The sequence below is a fragment of the Frondihabitans sp. VKM Ac-2883 genome (assembly GCF_015350875.1).
Classification (GTDB): Bacteria; Actinomycetota; Actinomycetes; order Actinomycetales; family Microbacteriaceae; genus Frondihabitans.
This window is the reverse complement of record NZ_JADKSF010000003.1, coordinates 275,488-299,345: the sequence shown is the minus strand read 5'-3', so window position 1 is coordinate 299,345 and position 23,858 is coordinate 275,488. Positions and strand designations below refer to the sequence as shown.

Here is a 23,858-nt window from a genome sequence, read left to right as displayed (position 1 = left end):
TTCACCCGACCACTCCTGCGATCTCGGCGGCGCGTCACGTGTCACGAGGCGGCTCGAACTCCTGCTATTCTCGTGTGGTGCCATTCGCGGGCCGGTAACCGGGTCGAATCAGAGTGGTCACGCCCCCTTAGCTCATTGGTAGAGCACTTCCTTGGTAAGGAAGAGGTAGTGGGTCCGATTCCCACAGGGGGCTCCACCGAACGCGAGTCCGGTGACGGCCCTCAGGTCGGCAGTGCGGCGGGGTAGCTCAGGTGGTTAGAGCACACGGCTCATAATCGTGGTGTCGCGGGTTCGAGTCCCGCCCTCGCTACAAGCAACAAAGGTCTTGCCCTCTCGGGGCGAGGCCTTTTTTGCATATTGGGGGTTGAGGTCGTGAGACCTCGAAATCGACGCCTCGAGTGCCCGCAGAGGCGTCGAATCTGAGGTCTCGGCCCGGCTCGGCGGGCCGAAAGCCTGGCGCGGTCGTACCATGACGCATGGCCGTCATCCGCTCGATCGAGACCGCGGTGCCCGCCGCAACAGTGCATCAGCCCGACTTGCGCGACCTCCTGCGAGAGCAACCCGGCTATGGGCGACTCGGCAAGCGCCTCGTCACCGCCGCCTTCGATGCCTCGGCCATCGACACGCGGCACTCCGTTCTCGCCGAGTTCGATCGCCGAAAGTCGGCGTCGGATCCTTCGGTTACCGCCGACCCGGGTCTCTTCGATATCGCCTCGGGCCTCGTCGCGAATCCCGGTACGGCAGCCCGCAACGATGCCTACACCCTTTACTCGAAGCCGTTGCTCGTGGAGGCGGCGCGAAAGGCGATCGCCGCGGTGCCCGACCTCACTGTCTCCGAGATCACGCACGTCGTGACCGTCTCGTGCACCGGCTTTTACGCGCCGGGACCCGATTACGTGCTCGTCCGCGAGCTCGGCCTTTCTCCGTCGGTGCAGCGCTTCCACCTGGGGTTCATGGGCTGCTACGCCGCGTTCCCCGCTCTCAAGATGGCCGCTCAGTTTTGCGACCTCGACCCGGAAGCCGTCGTGCTCGTGGTCTCGGTCGAGCTGTGCTCCCTCCACCTGCACGTCGACGACGACCCCGACGCCATCGTCGCGGCGTCGGTCTTTGGCGATGGGGCTGCCGCAGCGGTCGTCGTCGGGTCGGCGCACGCCGGGCCTGACGAGTCACCGCGCCTCGATCTCGACGCGTTCGAGAGCACGATTATCGCCGACGGCGCCGCCGACATGGCCTGGACCATCGGCGACCATGGTTTCGACATGGTGCTCTCGAGCTATGTTCCGCGGATCGTGGAGCAGAACATCGGCGCGGCGGTGGCCTCTCTTCTGGCGAGGTCGCCGGGGCTCGAGGTGGCCGACGTGCCCTTCTGGGCGATTCACCCCGGTGGCCGCAGCATTCTGGACCGCGTCGAGACGGCGCTTGCCCTCGACGAGCCGCAGGTCGCCGCCTCGCGAAAGGTGCTGCGCGATCACGGCAACATGTCGAGCGCGACCGTACTGTTCGTGCTGCGCGAGCTGCTGGTGGGGGCCGAAGCGCCGGTGACACGCGAGCTCGTGGCGGTCGGGGCCGAGGCCGGAGCGCGCGCGGCTGAATCGGGCGATCGGGGCAGTGCGTCCGCCAGCCGGGCCCGTCGGGTCTGCGCCATGGCGTTCGGGCCGGGTCTCACCGTCGAGACGGCTCTGCTGACCCTGCGGGGCGGCGAGTGAGCTCCTCTCCCTCCCTTCGCGCCCGCGAGACGAGTGCGCTCGAGCTCATGGACGATCCCGACTGCGACGTGGTCGCCCTCGACCGCACCTATCGGCACTTCGCCCTCGTCAACCGTGTCGTGTCGGGCTGGCGACGCATCTACGAGCGCAGGATCCGACCGCTCGCCACCGCGAGCCCCTCGCCCCTGACCGTCCTCGACATCGGTTCGGGTGGCGGCGACGTCGCTCGGGCTCTCGCGGCGTGGTCGCGTCGCGACGGCCACCCGATCTCGGTGACGGCCATCGACCCGGATCCTCGTGCCCACGCCTTCGCGCTGTCCCTCCCGTCTGACGACGGCGTCCGGTACGAGCGCACGGCGAGTCGTGCCCTCGTCGAGGAGGGTCGCGTATTCGATGTCGTCGTCTCGAACCATGTGCTGCACCACCTCGCCGGCGCCGAGCTGACCGCGCTCCTCGACGACAGCCGAGTCCTGGCCCGTCGGCTGGCGATCCACAACGACATCGCGAGGAGCCGCACCGCCTATGCCGCCTACTCCGCGGCTACCCGGGTGGGCTTTGCCGGGTCGTTCATCCGTCCGGACGGCCTGCTGTCCATCCGCCGCAGCTACACGCCCGCCGAGTTGCGGTCGCGCGTCGGCAGCGAATGGCGCGTCGAGCGACTCCAGCCCGCTCGACTGTTGCTCACGCTGAGTCCGGGAGGCGCCGATGCGTGACGTCGTGGTCGTCGGGGGAGGCCCGGTCGGGGTGTTCCTGGCCGCTCTGCTGGCCGAGGCCGGTCTCGACGTCGCAGTCTGGGAGAAGCGCACGCGGCCCGCACCGCTCTCCCGCGCCATCGGGATCCACCCGCCGTCGATGGAGGCGTTCGGCCGGATCGGGGTGGCTGACACCATCGCCGCGAAGGCCGTGCACATCCACCGTGGGATCGCTCGGAGTGGCGGTCGTACCCTCGGCACGGTGTCGTTCGACGCCGTCCATACCCAGTTCGACTACATCGCTTCTCTGCCCCAGCACGAGACCGAGGCGATTGTCGCAGATCGCCTGGCCGAGCTCGCCCCGAACTGCCTGCAGCGGGGGATGGAGCTCGTGGCCATCGACGACGTCGACCCGTATCACGTGCGGCTTCACGCGCGCCACGAGGGCCGTGATGTCTTCGACGTGGCCCGATTCGTCGTCGGGGCCGACGGAGCCCGGAGCGCCGTTCGAAAGCTCCTCGGCATCCCCGCGGCTCTCCGGGCGTACTCCGACGCGTTCGTCATGGGCGACTTCCGGGACGACACCGGCGAGGGCGACGACGCGGTCATCCACCTCGAGCGCGACGGGGTCGTCGAGTCGTTCCCCCTTCCCGGCGGACGACGACGGTTCGTCGCCCACACCGGAAAACCCCTCGACCGGCCGACGGCAGGCGACGTGGCCGCGCTCATCTGCGATCGGGTCGGCACGCGGGTCGACCCGGCGACGAACTCGATGCTGAGCGCATTCGTCACTCGCCGTCGACTTGCCGAGCGCCTCGTGCGGGGCAGGGTCGTTTTGATCGGCGACGCCGCCCACGAGATCAGCCCCATCGGCGGGCAGGGCATGAACCTCGGGTGGCTCGACGCCGCCGAGCTCGCACCGCTCCTCGTGAGCGGAGCCCGCCGCGAACTCGTCGACACCTCGCTGTTCGAAGCGCTGGAGGTGTTCGAACAGAACCGGCTCCGCAGCGCACGTCGAGCAGCGAGGCAGGCCGAGGTGAATATGGCCATGGGGCGGCCGTCAGCGGGAGTGCGGCGCACCGCCCGCGACGTCGGCCTCGGGATCCTGCTGGGCAGCCCCGCGAACCGAGTGCTGGCACGGACCTACGCGATGGCCTGGGCCTGAATTGCCCCTAAGCCACCGAAGCGACTCAGGCTGTCCGGCGAATCAGGCTGTCCCGCGACTCAGGCTGTGAGGCGACCGCCGCTCAGCACGAGCGAGACCGCGACGACGAGCGACATGACGATCACGAGCTGAAAGAGCAGACGGTCGGGCGGGATCGTCAGAACGCGCCGGATTCCGATCGCCGCGATCGCCAGCGAGATCACGAGGCCGAAGACGGCCGGGAGGGTGACACCCCGGTCGTTGTCGCCCGCGACCGGGCCGATCAGAACCAGGACGGACGCGACCACGAGCACCGCGAACGCCACGACGCCCGAAACCCGAGCTCCGAGTCGGTGCGGGAGGCCGCGGACGTCGGTCTCGGCATCGTCGGCGAGGTCGGGCAGCACGTTGGTGAAGTGGATGGCGACGCCGAAGAGAGCTCCGACCGCGGTCGCCCACCCCGCGGCGGGCACCCCCTCCTGACCGGAGAGCGTGACGACGTCGGGAAGTATCCCGAAGGCGACGACGAACGCCACGACTGAGAAGGGGGTGCGTTTGAGGCCGGCGTTGTAAGCCCAGCCGGAGGCGATCAGCACGAGATGACAGAGAGCTGCGGCGGGCCCGAGGGCGATCGAGACGGCGAGGGCGGCGACCAGGGTGACGATCGCGGCGCGGCGCACCATCGGCACACTGATGCGGCCCTGCGCGACCGGCTTGTCGTGCCGTCCGGTCGCCCGGTCGCGACCGGAGTCGATCCAGTCGTTCGAGAAACCGATCGAGAGCTGCCCGAGCAGGACCGCCACGGCGAGGACGAGGATCCGGGCGGTCGGGTAACCGAGCGAGGCCGCCAGCAGCGCCGACAGCACTGTCACGGCCGCGGTCGGCCCCGGGTGCGAGGAGAGCGCGAGATCCCTCGCCCTGGAAAGCATGGGGATAACACTAGGAGGCCCCATGGTCTCGGAAGGGACGCCCTGCCGCGCGGAGCAGATCCGGCCGGAACCAGGGTGCGCCCCGCCCGGGTAAACGGCGGCGCGCACCCTGTCGCATCCGGACGGTGTCGCAGCCCTAGCGGCTCGAAGTCGAGCCCACGGCGGATCAGCACCGAGGGAAACGCTGCGGCACCCTCAACGGGTGCTTGCGTCGAGTTACCATCCCAGACGTGACGTCACTGTACGCCTGACCCGCCACGGAAACCAGGGGTTCGACGATCGAATCCTCAAGCTTCGCGGGCGTCCATCCAGGCCGCCTAGAATTGACGTCGTGTCTGTGAACCCCGATCTCCAAGGGCGGAGTTTTCCGCCGGTGGCTCCGTACCTCGTCGGTCGCGAGAAGGTGCGAGAGTTCGCCCGCGTCACCGCCTCAACGAGCCGCCTCTCCCTCGACCCCGAGGCTGCCCGCGCGGCCGGCTACAGCGACGTCGTCGCTCCGCCGACCTTCGCCGTGGTCGTGCAGGAGCACACCCTGCAGCAGCTGCTCAGCGCGCCCGATGCCGGCATCGACTTCTCGCGGGTCGTGCACGGCGACCAGCGTTTCAGCTACACGAGGCCGATCGTCGCCGGCGACGAGCTGACGGCGACGCTGACGGTCGCGAGTGTCAAGTCGCTCGGGGGCCACTCGATGGTCACCGCCGAATCAGTCATGCTCGATGCGGCGGGCGAGCACGTCGTCACCGCCATCTCCACCCTCGTCGTCCGGGGCGACGAGTGAGCGCCGCGCTCGATGTGGGCCAGGTCGTCGCCGAACGCACCTACACGCTCACCCGCGACTCGCTCGTCCGGTACGCCGGCGCTTCCGGAGACTTCAACCCCATCCACTACCGCGACGACTTCGCCCAGTCGGTCGGGCTGCCCGGGGTCATCGCCCACGGCATGCTCACGATGGCCACCGCCATTCAGCCGGTCGTCGACTGGCTCGAGGGCGACAGCGGCCCCGGTGCGGGTGCCTGGGTGAGCGACTACCAGGTCCGCTTCACCCGCCCCGTCGCCGTCGATCCCGAGACGGGTGCCGAGCTCGTCGTGTCAGCGAAGATCGGCCAGCTCGACGCCGAGGCGAAGGCCGCCCGCGTCGACCTGACCGTGACGTTCGCGGGGCAGACCGTCCTCGGCAAGGCGCAGGTGCGCGTGGCCTGGGCGTGACCGCCTTCGCCGACCTCACCACGATGCAGGTCGGGGGAAGCCCCGACCGTCTCATCGTGGCGACCACCCACGACGAGCTGCTGGCGGCTGCCCGCGAGGCGTTCTCTTCTCTCGAGCCCTGGTTCGTGCTCGGCGGCGGTTCGAACCTCGTCGTCTCTGACGAGGGCTTCCCCGGAACGGTCATCCAGGTCGCCACCCGCGGCGTCGAGGTCGTCTCCGAGACCGCCGACACCGTCACGATCCGGGTCGCGGCCGGCGAACCCTGGGACGCCCTGGTCGAACAGGCCGTCTCGAACGGCTGGGCGGGCTTCGAAGCCCTGAGCGGCGTGCCCGGCTCGACCGGAGCCGCCCCGGTGCAGAACATCGGCGCCTACGGCCAGGAGGTCTCCGAGACGGTCGTCAGCGTCGACTTCCTCGACGCCGAGACCCTCGAATTCGTCAGGATCCCACGCGCCAACCTCGGTCTCGACTACCGCACGAGTGTCTTCAAGGCGTCCGGGCCGGATCCTCGTGCCGGTGTCGTCACCTCGGTCGAGTTCCAGCTGTCGCGGGGCGGCGGGCTCTCCGAGCCGATCGCCTTCCCGCAGCTCGCCCAGGCCCTCGGAGTCGAGCTGGGGGAGCGGGTTCCACTCGCCGACGTCCGGGCGCGAGTGCTCGAACTGCGGGCCTCGAAGGGGATGGTTCTCGACCCGACGGATCGTGACACGGCGTCGAGCGGATCCTTCTTCACGAATCCGATCGTGTCGCGCCGCGCCCTCGAAGCGATCCCGGCCGACGCACCGCGCTGGGAGACCGTCCCCGAGGCGCGCGACGTCGCCGTTCCCCTCGGGGAGCAGCCGGCGCCGCCGCCTCCCGTCGTCGACGGGGGCGTCAAGCTCAGCGCCGCCTGGCTGATCGAGCACGCGGGAGTGCCCCGCGGGTTCCGGCTGCCCGGCTCGGGAGCCGCCATCTCGTCGAAGCACACTCTTGCAATCACGAATCGCGGCGGTGCGACAGCCTCAGAGGTCGGCGAGCTCGCGCGATACGTGCAGAGCCGCGTCGCGGCCGAGTTCGGCGTGGTGCTGCAGCCGGAGCCCATCCTGCTAGGCTCGGGCCTCAGTCTCGCGTAATACATATCTGAAATACTTTCGTTGCCCCGTCAGGGGTTTTCCTCACGAAAGTTGATCTCTATGAATCGAACCAAGACGACCATCGCTGCAGCTGCGCTCGGTCTGTCCATCGTCCTCACGCCGGTTGCCGCTCAGGCCGCCTCCACGCCCGCCTCCGTCTCGTCCCAGACCCAGGCCCAGTCGGCCGTCCGCGGTTACACGACCGAGGTTCTCGGAGGCAAGAGCCAGTACAGCCAGGTGATGGTCATCATCGACCTAACTCGCTCGGCGCGAGTCGTGGTCACCGACAAGCACGGAGCCTCCGAGGTCTACTACGGCAACCAGAACACGCCCGTGCGCTTCTTCGCCGAGATCGACGGATCGGATGCCGTGACGTACAAGGTGGTCACGAGCGACTCGAACGGTCAGAACGCGACCGCGCCCGTCTCCGTCCGCGTCGACCTCGCCGGTGTGGCTCTCGACGCACCCCACGACTTGACGACCTACGACGAGCAGCGTCGATTCCAGGCCGCGGGTGTCCAGTTCCCCCTGCGATTCGAAGGCCTGCCTGGTGCCGACGTGACCTTGGTCTTCAATGGGAGCACCATGCACGCGACGGCCGACTCCGACGGCATCAGCACCTTCGACGTGACCTTCCTTCGAGCGAGTAACCGGCTCGCAGTTTCCCAGGTTCTCGACGGCAAGACGTCTGTCATCAACTCGCACGGCTACACCTTCAAGTAAGACCCGCACCGTCGTCCCGAACCGGGCGCACGGGGCACCACGAAACGCCACGCGACCGATTTCTCGAGTCGCGTGGCGTTTCTGCGTTCATGAGGGACCGCTGGAAAGCGCCCTGGCGGCTCTTACGCGAACAATTGCTGCAGCCGGTGCACTCCCTCGAGAAGGTCATCGTCACCGAGCGCGTACGACAGCCTGAGGTAGCCGCTCGGCCCGAACGCCTCGCCCGGAACGGTCGCGACCTCGGCCTGGTCGAGGATCAGATCGGCGAGCTCGAGCGAGGTCGTCGGCGTGACTCCGCCCCAGGTTCGCCCGAGGAGCCCAGAGACGTCGGGATACACGTAGAACGCGCCCTCGGGGGTGGGGGTCACGACGCCGTCGATCCTGTTGAGCTCGGTCACGATCGTCTGGCGGCGCACGTCGAACGCCTGCCGCATGGTCTCGACCGACTCCTGCGAGCCCGTTAGAGCCGCGAGGGCGGCACGCTGCGAGATGTTCGATACGTTCGACGACAGGTGCGACTGCAGGTTGGACGCCGCCTTGGTGACGTCGGCGGGAGCGATCATCCAGCCCACGCGCCAACCGGTCATGGCGTAGGTCTTGGCGACCCCGTTCACGAGGATCGTGGTGTCGGCCAGCTCGGGGACGGCCTCGGTGATCGACACGGCCTTGACCCCGTCGTAGACGAGGTTCTGGTAGATCTCGTCGGTGATGACCCAGATGCCGTGCTCAAGCGCCCACTCGCCGATGGCTCGGGTCTGCTCGCGCGAATAGACGGCGCCCGTCGGGTTGGAGGGTGAGACGAAGAGCAGCGCCTTGGTGCGGTCGGTGCGGGCGGCCTCGAGCTGCTCGACGGTGACCAGGTAGCCCTGCTCGGCACCCGCGAAGACCTCGACCGGCACACCGCCGGCGAGCTTGATCGCCTCGGGGTAGGTGGTCCAGTACGGGGCGGGGAGAAGCACCTCGTCGCCGTCGTCGACGATCGCGGCGAACGACTGGTAGACGGCCTGCTTGCCGCCGTTCGTGACGATGACCTGCGACGCCGTGACGTGGGTGCCGCTGTCGCGCAGCGTCTTCTCGGCGATCGCCTGACGGAGCTCGGGAAGACCCGCCGCAGGCGTGTAGCGGTGGTTCTTGGGATCGCGGGCCGCGACGACGGCCGCCTCGACGATGTGCTCAGGTGTGGCAAAGTTCGGCTCGCCGGCCGCGTAGCTGATGACGTGCTTGCCCTCGGCCTGAAGGCCCTTCGCCTTGGCATCGACCTTGAGAGTGGCCGATTCGGCGATCGCGGCGATGCGCGCGGAGAGACGAGGGAGGCTGGCGCTCTGGTCGGTGCTGTTCACGGCGTCCAGCCTACCGGGCGGCCTTTCGTCCATCGAGGGGGACATGCGCTGCCGCGAGACCGCAAGGCGGCTCAACTTTACTTGCCCAGGGTGGGTCGCCTACACTTGTCTGCGGTGGTGGAATCCACCAAGCTCTTTCGTGCCCACGGCAAGCAGGTCCCGCAGCAATCAGGTGGAGTTCTGATTCAGGGGTTGAAGGAGCGGAACCGGGTTCCCTTATCCAAAGGGCGGTGGCTCAATTGGTAGAGCAGCGGTCTCCAAAACCGCAGGTTGCAGGTTCAAGTCCTGTCCGCCCTGCAGCCCTACTCGTGCAGACGCACGGGTCGGACGAACGATCCGGGTCGTGACAACCCGGGCGATGCTTGAAAGGCAAGTACGACACGTGGCGAGAAGAGACGTAGACGTCCCCGACGAGGACGTAGTCGCGATCGCGAAGGCAGACAGCTCCGTGAGCCGTGGCCGTTTCGCGCGCATCGTGCTGTTCCTCCGCCAGGTCATCAGCGAGCTCAAGAAGGTCGTCACCCCGACCCGCAAAGAGCTGGTCAACTTCACCCTGGTCGTTCTGGCCTTCGTCGTCATCATGATGGCGCTCGTGTTCGGCCTCGACACGCTGTTCGGCTTCGCCGTCCAGTACGTGTTCGGCAACGGAGTCAATCCCACTTAGCCGGCTCGGGCGGCAGTGCGTCTGTGCACATCGCCCTCAGCGACATCCTCGCCAACCGACCTCATTTCACGATCCGGGCGTCTGTGCAATCCGAAGACAGCCCCGCACCATTCCAACGGAAGAAGAACCCTTGCCGAAGAACGAGCGCGACGACATCGACCTCGCCACCGCTGCCGAGCAGTCCTCCGAGGTCGAAGAGACCCAAGAGGGCTCGACCCAGACGGCTGACGAAGCGAGCGTCGACTCGGCCGAGCACGAGGCACTCTCGATCGACGACGAGTCCGGTTCGTCCGACGTGACCGAACTCGACGAGCTGCTCGACACCCTCGACGAGGCGAAAGACGAGCAGGCCGACGCCATCGTCGAAGACGCACTCCACATCGATTCGCTCGACGAGGCCGAGGCCGCCGTCGAGGCGACCGACGACGAGGCCGAGTTCGACGCAGAAGAGCTACAGGCCGAGGGCGACGCCGCGGGCGCGTTCAACGCCGTGACCGAATCCGAGCAGACCGTGCAAGACGCCGACGTCGAGGCCGCTTTCGGCGCCGACGAGAGCGACGTCGTCACCGAGGAGGTCGAAGACGAGGCCGAGGTCGATCCGTACGAGGCCTTCCGTTACGACCTGCGCGGCAAGCCGGGCAAGTGGTACGTCATCCACTCGTACGCCGGCTTCGAGCGTCGCGTGAAGCAGAACATCGAGAACCGCATGGTCTCGCTGACGATGGAAGACTTCATCTACCAGATCGAAGTCCCCATGGAAGACGTCGTCGAGATCAAGAACGGTCAGCGCAAGCTGGTCACCCGCGTTCGCATTCCCGGCTACGTGCTCGTCCGCATGGATCTGAACGAAGACTCCTGGTCGGTCGTCCGCCACACGCCGGGCGTCACCGGCTTCGTGGGCAACGCCCATAACCCCACCCCCCTACGTTTCGAAGAGGCCTTCAACATGTTGAAGAGCCTCGTGCAGGTGCAGGAGGTAGCTCCGGCCGCCAAGGGTTCCGGCAAGGCCGGCAAGGCAGCTCAGCGCGTCATCCCCGCCGAGGTCGACTTCGAGATCGGCGAGACCATCACGATCAAAGAGGGCTCGTTCGCGGGCCTCCCCGGAACGATCAACGAGATCAAGCCCGAATCGGGTAAGCTCACGGTGCTTGTTTCGCTCTTCGAGCGCGAGACGCCGGTCGAGCTCAGCTTCGACCAGGTGACCAAGCTCTAGAGCCGGTCACTCCCCAGATTTCTCAGCCACCGGATCCTGCACTCGCAGTTCCGGGAGAGCCCGATGCAACCGCACCGAGTTCGACACCCACAAGAAGGAAAAGAACATGGCACCGAAAAAGAAGGTCACAGGTCTGATCAAGCTTCAGATCAACGCCGGCGCCGCGAACCCCGCCCCGCCCATCGGCCCGGCTCTGGGTCAGCACGGCGTGAACATCATGGAGTTCTGCAAGGCGTACAACGCTCAGACCGAGTCGCAGCGCGGCAACGTCGTCCCCGTCGAGATCACCGTCTACGAAGACCGTTCGTTCACGTTCATCCTCAAGACGCCGCCGGCCGCCGAGCTCATCAAGAAGGCCGCTGGCCTCGCCAAGGGTTCCGCTACGCCGCACACCGTCAAGGTGGGCAAGCTCACTATGGAGCAGGTCCGCGAGATCGCGACGACCAAGCAGTCCGACCTCAACGCCAACGACATCGACGCCGCGGCGAAGATCATCGCCGGCACCGCCCGCTCCATGGGCATCACCGTCGACGCGTAAGCGTTCGGCCACCCCCAAGACATTCAGTGGGAGAGCCCGCCAGGCTCGTTACCACGCTCTCGAAATCAGGAGATTTCACAATGGCTCAGAAGTCCAAGGCGTACCGCGCCGCTGCCGAGAAGATCGAGGCAGGCAAGTTCTACTCCACGACCGAGGCTGTCGCAGTCGCTCGCGAGACCGGCTCGAAGAAGTTCGACTCGACCGTCGAGGTCGCCCTCAAGCTCGGTGTCGACCCGCGCAAGGCCGACCAGATGGTCCGTGGCACCGTCATCCTTCCGCACGGCACGGGCAAGACCGCCCGCGTCATCGTCTTCGCGACCGGTGCTGCTGCTGAGGCCGCTATCGCCGCCGGCGCCGACGAGGTCGGTGGCGACGAACTCATCGCCAAGGTCGCCGAGGGCTACACGGCTTTCGACTCCGCGGTCTCCACCCCGGAGCTCATGGGCAAGGTCGGTCGTCTCGGTAAGGTCCTCGGGCCCCGCGGCCTCATGCCGAACCCCAAGACCGGCACCGTCACCCCGAACGTCGCTCAGGCCGTGAACGACATCAAGGGCGGAAAGATCGAGTTCCGTGTCGACAAGCACTCCAACGTGCACTTCGTCATCGGCAAGGCCGGCTTCAGCGAGGAGCAGCTCAACGCCAACCTCGACACCGCCCTCGACGAGGTCGTTCGTCTTAAGCCGTCCTCCTCGAAGGGCCGCTACATCACCAAGGGCACCGTCTCGACCACCTTCGGTCCTGGCATCCCCCTCGACATCAACGCCTTCTAAGCGCTGAATCTCAGAAGGGCCCTCGCCGTATGGCGGGGGCCCTTCGTCGTGCTCGGTGCGCGCAGCATACTTAGCTCCATCCCGCCATCCGCGAGGGTGCCCATCTCGGGCTTCGGCCACCTGCCGGGCCCCAACCTGGACACGTTCGGCGAGAGCGGATTGGTGTTGCGCGCGGATCAGGAATGTTGGCGCGGGTGGGCGCCGGATCCTTGTGTTGTCGGCGTCGCTGGGCTGGATGCCTGATTCGCGAACCCAGGATCCGCAGCTCCATGCCCGGGCCACCCGCGAGAGTGCCCATCTCGGGCTTCAGCTGCTTGCCTGGCCCCAACCTGGACACGTTCGGCGAGAGCGGGTTGGTGTCGCGCGTCGATCAGGAATGTGGGCGCGGGTGGGCGCCGGATCCTTGTGTTCTCGTCGTCGCGGGGCTGGATGCCTGATTTGCGCACAGTATATGCGCGCCCGACGGTTGGTCCGGCGGGACCAGTAAAGCGCGTGCATCAGGAGTGTGAGCGCGGGTGGGTGCCGGATCCTTGTGTTTTCGGTTTCACGGGGCTGGATGCCTGATTCGCGAACGCAGGATCCGCAGCTCTGTGCCCGGGCCACCCGCGAGAGTGCCCATCTCGGGCATCGGCCGCCTGCAGGGCCCCAATATGGACACGTTTGGTGCGAGTGGGTTGGTGTCGCGCGTTGATCAGGAGTGTGAGCGCGGGTGGGCGCCGAATCCTTGTGTTCTGGTTGTCACGGGGATGGGTGCCTGATTCGCGAACGCAGGATCCGCAGCTCCGTGCCCGGGCCACCCGCGAGAGTGCGCATCTCGGGCTCCGGCTGCCTGCCGGGCCCCGCTTTGCGCACGCTCGCGGCCGACGACGCCACGGGCCTCAGAGCTCGCCCTCGCGCAACCGCAACCGCAACCGCTCAGTCGTCCTGCACCTTGAGCACGAGCTTGCCGCGCGTGTGTCCGCGCTCGAGCAGGCGGTGCGCGTCGGCGACTTCCTCGAGGTCGTAGACGTCGTCGACGTAGACCGACACGTCACCCGAGTCGAGGAGGCGGGCGATGATCGCGAGACAGGTCGCGTCGGGGGCCATCGAGTAGTCGGTGAAGCGCACTCCGGCGGCCGTTGCGCGACCGGCAAGGGCATCCCGCTTCGCTGTCGTACCGACGGGAACGTGCACGAGCAGGCCACCGGGCCGGACCACTCCCACCGTGCGGCTCGCGGTCGCGTCGTCGTCAACCAGGTTGATCGCAACATCGACAAGGGACACATGATCTTCGAAGTCGCCGGCCGTGTAGTCGATCGTCTGGGCGGCGCCGAGTTCGGTCAGCCAGGCGGTGTTGCGGGCGGAACTCGTCGTCACCACGTGAGCGCCGAAGTACGCCGCAAACTGCACGGCGAAATGGCCGACGCCGCCGGCCCCGGCGTGGATGAGAATGCGCTGCCCCTCGTGGGCCTTGGCCACGTCGACCACGAGGCCCCAGGCAGTCAGGGCCGCGAGCGGCACAGCGGACGCCTCGGTGTGCGAGAGCGACTTGGGTTTGCGAGCTACTTGGAGCGACGGCACGCTGACGTACTCGGCATAGGTTCCGGCCGACCGCGGCACGGAGGCGACACCGTAGACCTCGATGCCCGGTTGGAGTGTATGCCCGAGGTACGGGCTCTCGACGACGACGCCACTGAAGTCGCAGCCGAGCACGGCGGGGAGTTCGGGGGAGCCGCAGTGTCCGGCCAACCCCCGTCGGGCCTCGGCGTCGAACGGGTTTACCCCCGCCGCGATGACACGGACGAGCACCTCGGATCCTTGTCGCCCGGGTACCAGAATCTCTTTCGGAACGAGTACGTCCGGCCCGCCGTTCTCGGTAATCACCACCGCGCGCATCGTGCTCGTCACCACGGCCTCTTCCGTTGTCGTCGTCGTCATCGATGGCCTTTCTCGTCGGGGTCGTGCGGCGTCCCTGATGAGGCACCCCCTTGTCCCCTCAGTAAAGAGGCACGATGATTCCGCCGTGTTTCGAGAGTGTCACTGATGCGGAAACTATCGATACGCTCGGATGATGAAGGCTCTTTTCATCGTGCTGCGGCTCGCGGCAGCTCTCGCCGTCGTCGTCGCGGTGGTCGCTCAGCTGATCTCGTCGATGGCGGCACCCGATTTCTTCTTCTTCAACTTCTTCGGCTACTTCACGATTCAGAGCAACCTGCTGGTCGCGGTGACATTTGTTATTGGAGCCGGGTTCGTCGCGCGAGGCGGGACGCAGCCGCACTGGCTCGTCGTCTCTCGCGGCGCTACTGCCACGTATCTCGCGACCACCGGCGTCGTCTACAACCTCTTGCTCGCGAATGGCCCGGTCAGTGACTACAACGTGCCGTGGTCGAACGACATTCTGCACAAGTGGATCCCGCTGTTCGCGGTTCTCGAGTGGATCCTTTTCGGCGATCGAACCCGCATCGCGTGGGGGCGCCTCGGTCTGTTTCTCGTCTACCCGGTGATCTGGCTGGTCGCGACGCTCCTGCGCGGTCAAGGCTTCGTGCCCTACCCGTTCTTGAACGTCGAAGAACTGGGCTGGGGTGTGGTGCTGCTCTACTGTCTGGGCATCGCCGCGTTCATCGCCGGCATGTCGGCGCTGGTGATCTGGCTGAGTCGGTTCAGAGTCATCGAGCCCACGGGGGCGGATACGACGCGTCTCGATCGGGTCGGCGTAGCTCGCTGACGACCTGATCGGCGAGCGAGACGAGGCCGTGGATCTGGTCGTCGTCGCGTTCGACCCACTGACACTCGGGCGGCCCCGGCACGGGCACGAAGTCGACGTGGCGTTCCCAGACGACGAGGGTGCGCTCGGCGCCCAGCACGTACTGCTGCCACCACACCTGGCGGAGGTACGAGCGAGGGATGGTTCGCCAGGTCTTGCCGGTGGTCTTGATCTCGGCCAGGACGATCTCGCCGGACGACCGTTCGCCGACACCGTCGGGAGTCGCGAGATGGAGCGTCTCACCGCGCGCATGGAAGAGCTTGCTCGACGGTTCGATGCCGTGGTTTCGAGAGACCCAGCGGGCGATCACGGGTTCGCGCGCTCGGCCGTGATCGGTGAAGGCGTTGCCCGAGAAGCTGTTGCCGTAGAGCTTGTCGAGCACGACGGCCCGCACGGCTGCGGCGCTCGAGAGCCTCGCGACGTCGGTGGCGGTGATGCCGCGGGAGCGGGCGCGGAGCCAGCCGACGCGATCCGACGAGTCGGCGAGGATGCGGGCGGAGTGGTGGCGCGTGGGATCCTCGTCGTCCCAAAGGGAGAGGGGAGTCTGCACGAACGTCACCCAACTATTCTCCCTCGAATTCGAAGGAGAAACGGCCGACGCGCGACGAAGGCATCAGGATCCGACGCGGTCACCCGGGCAGATCTCCTTCGAATTTGAAGGGGGTGGGCGGCGCGATCAGTTGGCGGCCGCGAGCGTGTCGAGTGCCTCGGGAGAGAGCGCGTAGTGGATCGCGAGCATGCTCGCTCCCAGGATCGCCGCGCTGTCGGCGGCGCGCGACTGCACGATGGTGAGGTGCTCGGTGGCCAGCGGCATCGAGCGCGAGTAGACGACCTCGCGGACCCCGGCCAGCAGGTGCTCGCCGGCGTCGGCCATCGACCCGCCCAGCGCGATCACGGACGGGTTGATGAGGCTCACGCAGGTGGTGAGCACCTCGCCGATGTCGCGCCCGGCTTGCCGCACCGCTCGCACTGCGTCGAGGTCGCCGCTGCGGACGAGGTCGAGCACGTCGGATCCTGACGCCGTGTCGTGGCCGTCCCGCCGCATGGCCGCAGCGATCGCCGGGCCGGAGGCTATGGCTTCAAGGCATCCCTCGTTGCCGCAGCGGCAGAAGATGCCCGCGCCGCGGGCGACGGGGATGTGACCGATGTCTCCGGCGATTCCCTGGGCACCCCGCTGCAGCTGGCCGGCCGAGATAATGCCGGAGCCGATGCCGGTGGCGACCTTGAGGAAGAAGAGGTGGTCGACGTCGGGCCAGGAATGAGTCCGCTCCCCGAGCGCCATGATGTTGACATCGTTGTCGACATAGACGGGAAGGGGCGACCGACCCGGGCTCTCGGTGTGGCGTTTGACCCAGCCGGGAACGTCGAAGGCATCCCACCCCGGCATGATCGGCGGATTGACCGGTCGGCCGGTGCTGAACTCGACGGGGCCGGGCAGCCCGATGCCCGCAGCGATGAGATCGGCCCGGGTCTTGCCGAGACGTTCGAGGAGGGCGTCGGTGTGCTCGACCATCCAGCCGAGCACCGCCTCCGGGCCGAGGCTGATCTCGAGGTGCTCGGTGTGGCTGGCGAGCTCGGCACCCATCAGGTCGGTGATGGCGACGTGGGCGTGGCTCGCGCCGAGGTCGGCGGCGAGGACGACGCGGGCGCTCGGCAGGAGTGCCACGCGTGACGGGGGACGCCCGCCGGTCGAGATCGCGTCGGCGACGGGGCCGACGAGGCCGAGACTGGTGAGGGCGTCGAGGCGCAGGCCGATAGTGGAGCGGGCCAGACCGGTGATGGCAGCGAGCTCGGCACGAGTGCGCGGGCGACCGTCGCGGAGGAGCTGGAAGAGGTCGCCTGCCCCGGTCGAACCGAGGACGGACGTCCGCGCGGCGTCTGACATAACAGGAGTAAACCACAGGTTTCGAGCGGTCACGAGCAAAGATGTCGAATGGAAGACACCTTTTGCTTGACGCTCGACAAAAGTGACCCTAGTGTGAGTTCCGATCGAGGGAACGCCCATTTCAACCGGGCCCTCGAGATCAACTCCGCAGCGACAGATGCGGCGAAATTCGCCTCAAACCAGGCGAACACGTTTCGACGAGGAGACTCTTACGGTGACCAACGCACCCCTTTCGGTCCAGCTCTACACCGTCCGCTCGGCCATCGCCGACGACCTACCCGGCACCCTGGCCCGCGTCGCCGAGATCGGCTATACGCAGGTCGAGCCCTACTCGTTCGTCGAACGCGTCGACGAGTACGCCGAGCACCTCCCGGCCAACGGCCTGACCGCGCCGAGCGCCCACGTCAAGCTCATCGGCAGCGACCTCGAGCCAATCTTCGCCGCAGCCAAGCGGCTCGGAGTGACGACGATCATCGACCCGCACATCGACGAGACCCGCTGGATCACCCGCGAAGACGTCGAGGGCATCGCGAAAGAGCTCGGCGAGATCGCCGACAGGGCGGCCGCGCACGACCTCCGGGTCGGCTACCACAACCACGCGTTCGAGCTCGAGAACAAGATCGACGGCGTCCCGGCGCTCGAGGTCTTTGCCGCGGCCCTGCCGGCGAACGTCGTGCTCGAGGTCGACACCTACTGGGTCGAGGTCGGCGGCGTCGACGCGGCCGAGCTGCTCGCTCGCCTGGGCGACAAGGTGCAGTTCCTCCACATCAAAGACGGCCCGAAGAACTTCGACGACAAGAAGCAGGTCGCTGTCGGCCGGGGCGAGATGCCCGTCCGCGACATCCTGCGCGCGGCTCGTCAGGCCCTGCCCGTCGTCGAGCTCGACGACCACGAGGGCGACATCTTCACCGCCCTCGCCGACAGCCTCGACTACCTCGAAGGGGTCCGCGCATGAGCGACGCCACGACCACCACGCAGAAGCCGGTCGCCTCTGAGGGCAAGACCGGCCCCGTGGGCGTCGGCGTGATCGGCGCCGGCGTCATCAGCGACCAGTACCTCGAGAACCTCACGAGGTTCCCCGACCTCAAGGTGCTTTTCATCGCCGACCTCGACGAGCCCCGCGCGGCCGCCCAGGCCGCTAAGTGGGGCGTCGAGGGCTCCGGCTCCGTCGACGACCTACTCGCCCACGATGACGTCGAGATCGTCGTCAACCTCACCATCCCCAAGGCCCACGTCGAGGTGGCCCTGAGGGCCGTCGAGGCGGGCAAGCATGTCTGGGGTGAGAAGCCCTACGCACTCGACCGCGAGAGCGGAGCGCAGCTGATCAAGGCGGCGAAAGACCGCGGCGTGCGTGTCGCCGTCGCCCCCGACACGTTCCTCGGATCCGGAATCCAAACCGGTCTGCGGGTCGTCAAGCGCGGCGACATCGGCACGCCGCTCACCGGCCTCACCCTCTTCCAGGTCGCCGGCCCCGAGTCGTGGCACCCGAGCCCCGAGTTCCTCTTCGCCATCGGCGGAGGCCCGATGTTTGACGTGGGCCCTTACTACCTGACGACGCTGGTGCAGGTGTTCGGCCCCGTCGCCAAGGTCACCGCCACGGCGTCCAAGGCACGCGAGACCCGCGTGATCGGCTCGGGCCCCAAGGCCGGAACCGAGTTCCCGGTCGAGGTGCCGACGCACGTGTCGGCCTTGATCCAGTTCGAGTCGGGCGCCAGCGCCCAGAGCATCTTCTCGTTCGACTCGAAGCTGCCTCGCGCCGGCTTCGTCGAGATCGCAGGATCCCAGGGCACGGCCGTGTTCCCCGACCCGAACAACTTCGAGGGTGAGACGGTCGTCTACACCGGCGACGACGAGCCCACGGTGGTCCCCTCCGAGGGGTCGACCTTCACCCGCGGTACCGGGGTGGCCGAGCTCGCCCAGGCGATCCGCGAGGGTCGCCGAGAGCGCGTTCCCGGAGAGCTCGCCTTCCACGTTCTCGACATCATGGTCTCGCTCGCCGAGTCTGCCGAGAAGGGGGAGAGCGTTGTCGTCGAGTCGACGCTTGAGCCCACCGATGAGCTCCCGGCCGACTGGGATCCCTCTGTCCCGACCCTGACCTAATCTCTTCGGGCCGATCCGCCGCGAGCGGGTCGGCCCGCAATTCTCTTGACCCCCTTACTGCACTACCGAACTACCGTCCCTCAGCTGCACGGCACCACCGGAACGACAGGAACCATCCCACACAGCTCCAAGCTCCATCCCTCAACGAAGAGACACCAGGAGAAAAAATGCGCACCACAACGAAGTGGCTGGCGGCAGTTGCCGTCGGCGCCATGACTATCGGAGGCATGACGGCGTGCTCGTCGTCCTCCGGCGGCGACGCCAACTCGACCAAGACGCTGACCTACTGGGCCAGCAACCAGGCTCCGACGATCCAGGGCGATCAGAAGATCCTGAAGGCGGAGCTGGCGAAGTTCACCGAGGAGACCGGTATCAAGGTCAACATCGAAGTCATCCCGTGGACCAACCTCTACAACAAGATCCTCACCGCGGTCTCGTCGGGTGACGGGCCAGACGTGCTGTCGATCGGCAACACCTGGGCGACCTCACTCCAGTCGAGCGGCGCTTTCGTACCGTTCGAGGGCGATGCGCTGAAGGCCATCGGCGGCAAAGATAAGTTCGTCGCGTCGAGCTACGCCACCGGTGGTGCCGAGGGCAAGGCGCCTACGTCGGTGCCGCTCTACGGGTTGTCGTACTCGATGTACTACAACACGAAGATGTTCAAGGCCGCCGGCATCGACACACCGCCCGCGACCTGGGACGAGTTCGTGGCCGACGCCAAGAAGCTCACCAAAGACACCGACGGCGACGGGCAGATCGACCAGTGGGGTGTGACGATGGCCGGCTCGAGCGTCTCGAACAACGCGCACCAGGCGTTCGTCCGAGGCCTGCAGAACGGCGGAGCTCTCTACGACGCCGACGGCAAGCCGACCTTCGCCTCCGACGGCGAGGTCAAGGGCATCAAGCAGTGGGTCGATCTGATCGGCGCCGACAAGGTGGTCAACCCCTCCGACGCCGAGAGCGTGAACGGCTCCGACATGGCCGCCACCTTCGCCGACGGCAAGGCCGCGATGTTCTTCGACCAGGCGCCGGGGGCTTCGCTTGCAGCGCGTAACTTCACGGACTACGCCGCGGCGCCCGTCCCGATGGAGACCGCAGACGCAACCGGGCTGCTGGGTACCCAGAGCCACGTCGCCGGCATCAACCTGTCGATCTTCAAGAACACGGGCAACCTGTCCGGGTCCGAGAAGCTCGTCAAGTTCATGACCAGCGTTCCCGCGCAGCAGTCGCTCAACAAGTCGTTCGCGTCCATCCCCGTCGTCACTGACGCCTATGACGACCCGGCGTTCAAGACCGCGGCGATCAAGCTCAAGCAGGAGATCCTGAAGGATCACGCCCAGCCCATGCCGCTGCAGGTCAGCGAGGGCCAGATGGAGACGCTCGTCGGAACGGCCATCAAGAACCTGCTCGCACAGGCCGCGCAGGGCAAGGACGTCAGCGAATCCGACGTCAAGTCGGCTCTCGAAGACGCCAACAGCCAGATGACGGCAAGCCAGTGATCCCGATCCGACTGACAGACAAGCACTAGAAGGGAACCGTCATGACCCTCAACGTCCTGCCTCCCGCGTCGACCGAGAGTGGTCTGCCGGAAGAGCCGCAGCGGAGCGAATCCGCTCCGCTGCGGCCCGCCCGCAAGAAGAAGCGCCCCTCGCTCCTGCCCTACGGGCTCATCGCTCCGGCTGCATTGGCCGAGCTCCTCATCCACCTCCTGCCGATGGTGCTGGGCATCTGGATCGCGTTCATCACGCTCAACCAGCTCAGCATCGCCAACTGGGTCGATGCCCCGTTCGTCGGCTTCCAGAACTTCGTCAACGGGCTCAACCCGAATTCCTCGATCGGGGCCGAGTTCTACTCGGCTCTGGGGCGCACCATCGGGTTCACCATCATCGTGCTGGCGATCGCGTGGAGCATGGGAATGCTCGGCGCGGTACTCCTCACCACCTCGTTCCGAGGCCGCGGGATCCTGCGCACGCTGTTTCTCGTGCCCTACGCCCTGCCCTCGTACGTCGGCACCATCGCCTGGGCGTTCATGTTCAACCGCTCCGACGGCGCAATCAACCACTTCCTGGTCGATCAGCTCCACCTGTTCGGCGGCGGCCGGCCGTTCTGGCTGCTCGGCGGCAACTCCTTCTGGGCGATCGTCATCGTGACCGCCTGGCAGATGTGGCCGTTCGCCTTCCTGATGCTTCTGGCAGCACTCCAGAACATCCCCGGCGACGTCTATGAGGCGGCCGCTCTCGACGGGGCCAGCCTCTGGAAGCAGTTCACCCGCATCACGCTTCCGATGATCAAGCCGGCCAACGCCGTCCTGATGCTCATCATGGGCCTCTGGATCTTCAACCAGTTCAACGTGCCCTTCGTGCTGTTCGGCGCTGCTTCACCGAAGGAGGCGACTCTCATCTCGCCCCTCATCTACCAGCAGTCGTTCTCGAACTGGAACTTCGGTCTCGGCGGGGCAATGAGCGTGCTGCTGCTGATCGTGCTCCTGATCGCCTCCGCTTTCTACATCCGCATGGTGCTTCCGAAGCCGAAGCCCGGAGAAGAGGACTAAGCCATGATCGTCACTCCCGGATTCAAAGTCTTCCGATTCTTCGGACTCGCCTTCCTCTCCATCGTCGTCCTGGTCCCGCTCTACGTGGTGGTCACGACGTCGCTCAAGCCCCTCGCCGACGTGCAGGGCGCCTTCACCTGGATCCCCTCGAACTTCACCATCAAGCCGTACTTCGACATCTGGGAGACGGTCCCGCTGGCTCAGTACTTCAAGAACAGCCTGATCGTGACCTGCTCGGCGACGATCCTCAGCGTGATCATGGCCGTTCTCGCGGCCTACGCTCTGGCTCGCCTTCGGTTCAAGGGTCAGCGACCCTTTAGCCTGGTGGTCCTGTCGACGCAGATGTTCCCCGGCATCCTCTTCCTGCTGCCGCTGTTCCTGATCTTCGTGCAGATCCGCAACGCCTCCGGTCTTCAGCTGACGGGCTCGTATGCGGGCCTCATCATCACCTACATGACGTTCTCGCTCCCGTTCTCGATCTGGATGCTGACCGGCTATTTCGCCAGCATCCCGAAAGAGCTCGAGGAGGCGTCGATGATCGATGGCACCGGCCGGATGGGTGCGCTTTTCCGCGTCATCATCCCGGTCGCGAAGCCCGGCATCATCGCGGTTGCGGTCTACGCGTTCATCACGGCGTGGGGAGAGGTGCTCTTCGCCTCGGTGCTCACGTCGAACGACACCCGCACCCTGGCGATCGGCCTGCAGGCCTATTCGTCCCAGCAAGACGTCTACTGGAACCAGCTCATGGCCGCTTCGGTCGTCGTCTCGCTGCCCGTCCTGATCGGCTTCATGTTCGTGCAGAAGCACCTGATCACCGGCCTCTCCTCGGGTGCCGTCAAGTAGCACCCGGAGCGCCTGGCCGACGAGCACCAGACCGAAGGATCCCGCACAGCGTCGATCGACCCGGCCCAGAAGGGCAGACTGACACCATGCCACGCACACTCCTTCCGGGTCAGGTCTGTCAGATCCTGATCGTCGATGCCCTCACCGGTGAGGCCGAGGTCGTCTTCGAGAGCGGCGAGGTGCTCGTCGAGGCTCCCAACTGGAGCCCCGACGGGCGGTGGCTCGTCGTCAACGGCGACGGGCTCCTCTGGCGGCTAAGGGTCGACGGGGGCGCGGCACACAACGGGGGCGAGGCTGGCGACCGAGTGCTCGAGCCGGTCGAGATGGCCGGTGTGCCCGAAATCAACAACGACCACTGCATCGCGCCCGACGGATCGTCGATCGTGGTCAGTGCCAGAGACGGCCATCTCTACGAGGTGCCGTTCGACGGTGGCTCGGGCCGCCGGATCACCCGTGAGCACCCGGACGGCCGCGGCTACAAGAACTACCTGCACGGCATCTCACCCGACGGCTCGACGCTCGCCGTCATCGTGGGCGCGCGACCCACGACGACGTCGCCGCCGACGGACTGGCGCACGAACGTCGCCCTGGTGGCGGTGGCCGACGGTGCGACGACGTTCGTCACCGATGACGCCCACCCCGACGACGGCGCCGAGTTCTCGCCCGACGGCGCGTGGGTCTGGTTCAACACCGAACGGTTCACGACCGAGGCGGGGCACGCGCAGCTCGCGCGGATTCGGCCGGACGGATCGGACGTGTCGCGGATCCTCGTCTCTGACACGGTCGACTGGTTTCCGCACCCATCGCCCGACCAGTCGCGGCTGGTCTACGTCGCCTACGGTGCCGGCACGCTCGGCCACCCGGAGAACCATGACGTCGTGCTGCGCGTGATGGAACTCGACCGGGGCGAACCGCTGCCCGAGACGGCACGTGATCTGCTGCCCCTCTTCGGCGGCCAGGGCACGATCAACGTGGCCGGATGGGCGCCCGATTCGCGGCGGTTCGCTGCTGCCGCGTACCCCCTCGCTACGCGTCCCTGACCTGGCCGCCCTTGAGATAGAGCCGACGCTCGGCGCGACGGGCCACTGACGAGTCGTGGGTGACCATGATGAATGTCAACCCCCGGTCGCGCCAGACACCCTCGAGGAGCTCCATGATCTCGTCGCGGGTGGTCTCGTCGAGCGAGCCGGTCGGCTCGTCGGCGAGGAGCACCTGCGGCTCTTTGACCAGCGCGCGAGCGATCGCCACGCGCTGCTGCTGGCCGCCCGAGAGCTCGGCCGGGAGGTGGTCGCCGCGCTCGCCGAGTCCGACGGATTCGAGGGCCGCCGCCGATTTCGCCTTCTGCTCGTCGCGCGACATCGACGACCTCGCAAAGGCGGTCTCGACGTTCTCGAGCGCCGTCAGTGTCGGAATCAGGTTGAAGCTCTGAAACACGAATCCGATCTCCTGCGCGCGGACGTCGGCGAGCTTCGACTCCGCGAGGCCCGACACTTTCTTGTCGCCCAGCAGCACCTCGCCGGAGGTGGGCTTGTCGAGGGCTCCGAGCATCTGCAGCAGCGTCGACTTGCCGCCGCCGGTGGGGCCCTGGATCGCGACCATCTGACCGGTCGGGATCTCGAGGCTGACCTTGTTCAGGGCCGTGATGGTGCGCTTCTTCTGCACGTATGTCTTGGTGACGTCTTTCAGCGTGTACATGGGGTTC

The 23,858-nt window shown here is 66.9% G+C and carries 24 protein-coding genes and 3 tRNA genes; 21 read left to right on the top strand and 6 right to left on the bottom strand.

Translation table 11 applies throughout. From position 1 onward, the window contains the following. Positions 1–121 precede the first annotated feature (121 nt). The 5 genes from ITJ49_RS07565 to ITJ49_RS07545 all read left to right on the top strand — a co-directional run bounded on the left by ITJ49_RS07565 (position 122) and on the right by ITJ49_RS07545 (position 3,563). Positions 122–196: transfer RNA gene (locus ITJ49_RS07565), tRNA-Thr, on the top strand. A gap of 40 nt (positions 197–236) precedes the next feature. After that, a tRNA-Met gene (locus tag ITJ49_RS07560) sits at positions 237–310 on the top strand. Positions 311–476: 166 nt separating this feature from the next. Then, entirely contained in the window at positions 477–1,706 is a 1,230-nt protein-coding gene (locus ITJ49_RS07555; protein ID WP_194603505.1) for a type III polyketide synthase, read from the top strand. Beyond that, positions 1,703–2,419, top strand: a complete 717-nt coding sequence (locus tag ITJ49_RS07550; protein ID WP_370544409.1) for a methyltransferase domain-containing protein — start codon at positions 1,703–1,705, stop codon at positions 2,417–2,419. Before ITJ49_RS07555 ends, ITJ49_RS07550 begins: the two co-directional genes overlap by 4 nt. Then, positions 2,412–3,563, top strand: a complete 1,152-nt coding sequence (locus ITJ49_RS07545) for an NAD(P)/FAD-dependent oxidoreductase (protein ID WP_194603502.1) — start codon at positions 2,412–2,414, stop codon at positions 3,561–3,563. The genes ITJ49_RS07550 and ITJ49_RS07545 overlap by 8 nt, the downstream gene beginning before the upstream one ends. A gap of 59 nt (positions 3,564–3,622) precedes the next feature. Here ITJ49_RS07545 and ITJ49_RS07540 read toward each other — a convergent pair whose 3' ends face one another. Next, the gene (locus tag ITJ49_RS07540; protein ID WP_194603499.1) at positions 3,623–4,471 is read right to left on the bottom strand and encodes a UbiA family prenyltransferase; all 849 of its coding nucleotides are present in this window, start codon (positions 4,469–4,471) and stop codon (positions 3,623–3,625) included. A 331-nt stretch (positions 4,472–4,802) separates the two neighbouring features. Here ITJ49_RS07540 and ITJ49_RS07535 point away from each other — a divergent pair, with 331 nt between their 5' ends. Genes ITJ49_RS07535 through ITJ49_RS07525 form a run of 4 tightly spaced genes read left to right on the top strand, consistent with a single transcriptional unit; the run spans position 4,803 to position 7,509 of the window. Continuing rightward, complete coding sequence (locus tag ITJ49_RS07535; RefSeq protein WP_194603496.1) at positions 4,803–5,249, top strand: MaoC family dehydratase N-terminal domain-containing protein; 447 nt, start codon at positions 4,803–4,805, stop codon at positions 5,247–5,249. After that, complete coding sequence (locus ITJ49_RS17575) at positions 5,246–5,677, top strand: MaoC family dehydratase (RefSeq protein ID WP_370544408.1); 432 nt, start codon at positions 5,246–5,248, stop codon at positions 5,675–5,677. The genes ITJ49_RS07535 and ITJ49_RS17575 overlap by 4 nt, the downstream gene beginning before the upstream one ends. Continuing rightward, positions 5,668–6,786 (top strand): UDP-N-acetylmuramate dehydrogenase, encoded by a 1,119-nt coding sequence (locus tag ITJ49_RS07530; protein WP_228514254.1) that lies wholly within the window; start codon positions 5,668–5,670, stop codon positions 6,784–6,786. Before ITJ49_RS17575 ends, ITJ49_RS07530 begins: the two co-directional genes overlap by 10 nt. Positions 6,787–6,846: 60 nt before the next feature. Then, positions 6,847–7,509: a hypothetical protein gene (locus tag ITJ49_RS07525; protein WP_194603490.1), complete on the top strand. Its 663-nt coding sequence runs from the start codon at positions 6,847–6,849 to the stop codon at positions 7,507–7,509. Between the two features lie 122 nt (positions 7,510–7,631). Here the strand turns inward: ITJ49_RS07525 and ITJ49_RS07520 are convergent, their stop codons facing one another. Beyond that, on the bottom strand, positions 7,632–8,882 hold the full coding sequence (locus ITJ49_RS07520) for a pyridoxal phosphate-dependent aminotransferase (protein WP_194604012.1): 1,251 nt from the start codon (positions 8,880–8,882) through the stop codon (positions 7,632–7,634). Positions 8,883–9,073: 191 nt separating this feature from the next. On the opposite strand from ITJ49_RS07520, the gene ITJ49_RS07515 reads away from it, so the two are divergent. The 5 genes from ITJ49_RS07515 (at position 9,074) to rplA (ending at position 12,034) form a co-directional block, all read left to right on the top strand. Further along, positions 9,074–9,146, top strand: a tRNA-Trp gene (locus ITJ49_RS07515). An 85-nt stretch (positions 9,147–9,231) separates the two neighbouring features. Beyond that, positions 9,232–9,513, top strand: a complete 282-nt coding sequence (gene secE, locus ITJ49_RS07510) for a preprotein translocase subunit SecE (RefSeq protein WP_194603487.1) — start codon at positions 9,232–9,234, stop codon at positions 9,511–9,513. A 130-nt stretch (positions 9,514–9,643) separates the two neighbouring features. After that, positions 9,644–10,726 carry a transcription termination/antitermination protein NusG gene (nusG, locus tag ITJ49_RS07505; protein ID WP_194603484.1) on the top strand — a complete coding sequence of 361 codons (1,083 nt, stop codon included), beginning with the start codon at positions 9,644–9,646 and terminating at the stop codon, positions 10,724–10,726. 106 nt (positions 10,727–10,832) lie between these two features. Beyond that, positions 10,833–11,264, top strand: coding sequence for a 50S ribosomal protein L11 (gene rplK, locus ITJ49_RS07500; protein WP_055959629.1), 432 nt, complete (start codon positions 10,833–10,835; stop codon positions 11,262–11,264). Between the two features lie 80 nt (positions 11,265–11,344). Then, complete coding sequence (rplA, locus tag ITJ49_RS07495; protein ID WP_194603481.1) at positions 11,345–12,034, top strand: 50S ribosomal protein L1; 690 nt, start codon at positions 11,345–11,347, stop codon at positions 12,032–12,034. Positions 12,035–12,949: 915 nt separating this feature from the next. Here rplA and ITJ49_RS07490 read toward each other — a convergent pair. Further along, positions 12,950–13,951 carry an NADP-dependent oxidoreductase gene (locus ITJ49_RS07490; RefSeq protein ID WP_228514190.1) on the bottom strand — a complete coding sequence of 334 codons (1,002 nt, stop codon included), beginning with the start codon at positions 13,949–13,951 and terminating at the stop codon, positions 12,950–12,952. 133 nt (positions 13,952–14,084) lie between these two features. On the opposite strand from ITJ49_RS07490, the gene ITJ49_RS07485 reads away from it, so the two are divergent. Continuing rightward, positions 14,085–14,738, top strand: coding sequence for a Pr6Pr family membrane protein (locus tag ITJ49_RS07485; RefSeq protein ID WP_194603478.1), 654 nt, complete (start codon positions 14,085–14,087; stop codon positions 14,736–14,738). Here the strand turns inward: ITJ49_RS07485 and ITJ49_RS07480 are convergent. Continuing rightward, positions 14,680–15,327 carry a YqaJ viral recombinase family protein gene (locus ITJ49_RS07480; RefSeq protein ID WP_370544427.1) on the bottom strand — a complete coding sequence of 216 codons (648 nt, stop codon included), beginning with the start codon at positions 15,325–15,327 and terminating at the stop codon, positions 14,680–14,682. The two genes, ITJ49_RS07485 and ITJ49_RS07480, sit on opposite strands and share 59 nt — an antisense overlap. A 126-nt stretch (positions 15,328–15,453) precedes the next feature. After that, positions 15,454–16,662 carry an ROK family transcriptional regulator gene (locus ITJ49_RS07475; protein WP_194603471.1) on the bottom strand — a complete coding sequence of 403 codons (1,209 nt, stop codon included), beginning with the start codon at positions 16,660–16,662 and terminating at the stop codon, positions 15,454–15,456. A 214-nt stretch (positions 16,663–16,876) separates the two neighbouring features. On the opposite strand from ITJ49_RS07475, the gene ITJ49_RS07470 reads away from it, so the two are divergent. From ITJ49_RS07470 to ITJ49_RS07445, 6 genes are all read left to right on the top strand, one after another. Continuing rightward, positions 16,877–17,617 carry a sugar phosphate isomerase/epimerase family protein gene (locus tag ITJ49_RS07470; RefSeq protein WP_370544407.1) on the top strand — a complete coding sequence of 247 codons (741 nt, stop codon included), beginning with the start codon at positions 16,877–16,879 and terminating at the stop codon, positions 17,615–17,617. Continuing rightward, positions 17,614–18,762, top strand: coding sequence for a Gfo/Idh/MocA family protein (locus tag ITJ49_RS07465; protein WP_194603464.1), 1,149 nt, complete (start codon positions 17,614–17,616; stop codon positions 18,760–18,762). Before ITJ49_RS07470 ends, ITJ49_RS07465 begins: the two co-directional genes overlap by 4 nt. 167 nt (positions 18,763–18,929) lie before the next feature. Then, positions 18,930–20,261 (top strand): sugar ABC transporter substrate-binding protein, encoded by a 1,332-nt coding sequence (locus ITJ49_RS07460; RefSeq protein ID WP_194603461.1) that lies wholly within the window; start codon positions 18,930–18,932, stop codon positions 20,259–20,261. 41 nt (positions 20,262–20,302) lie between these two features. Continuing rightward, positions 20,303–21,313, top strand: coding sequence for a carbohydrate ABC transporter permease (locus ITJ49_RS07455; protein WP_194603460.1), 1,011 nt, complete (start codon positions 20,303–20,305; stop codon positions 21,311–21,313). Positions 21,314–21,316: 3 nt separating this feature from the next. Further along, entirely contained in the window at positions 21,317–22,156 is an 840-nt protein-coding gene (locus ITJ49_RS07450; RefSeq protein WP_055959613.1) for a carbohydrate ABC transporter permease, read from the top strand. A gap of 86 nt (positions 22,157–22,242) precedes the next feature. After that, complete coding sequence (locus tag ITJ49_RS07445) at positions 22,243–23,196, top strand: PD40 domain-containing protein (protein ID WP_194603457.1); 954 nt, start codon at positions 22,243–22,245, stop codon at positions 23,194–23,196. Here ITJ49_RS07445 and ITJ49_RS07440 read toward each other — a convergent pair. Continuing rightward, the gene (locus ITJ49_RS07440; protein WP_194603455.1) at positions 23,183–23,851 is read right to left on the bottom strand and encodes an ABC transporter ATP-binding protein; all 669 of its coding nucleotides are present in this window, start codon (positions 23,849–23,851) and stop codon (positions 23,183–23,185) included. The two genes, ITJ49_RS07445 and ITJ49_RS07440, sit on opposite strands and share 14 nt — an antisense overlap. Between the last annotated feature and the right edge of the window lie 7 nt (positions 23,852–23,858).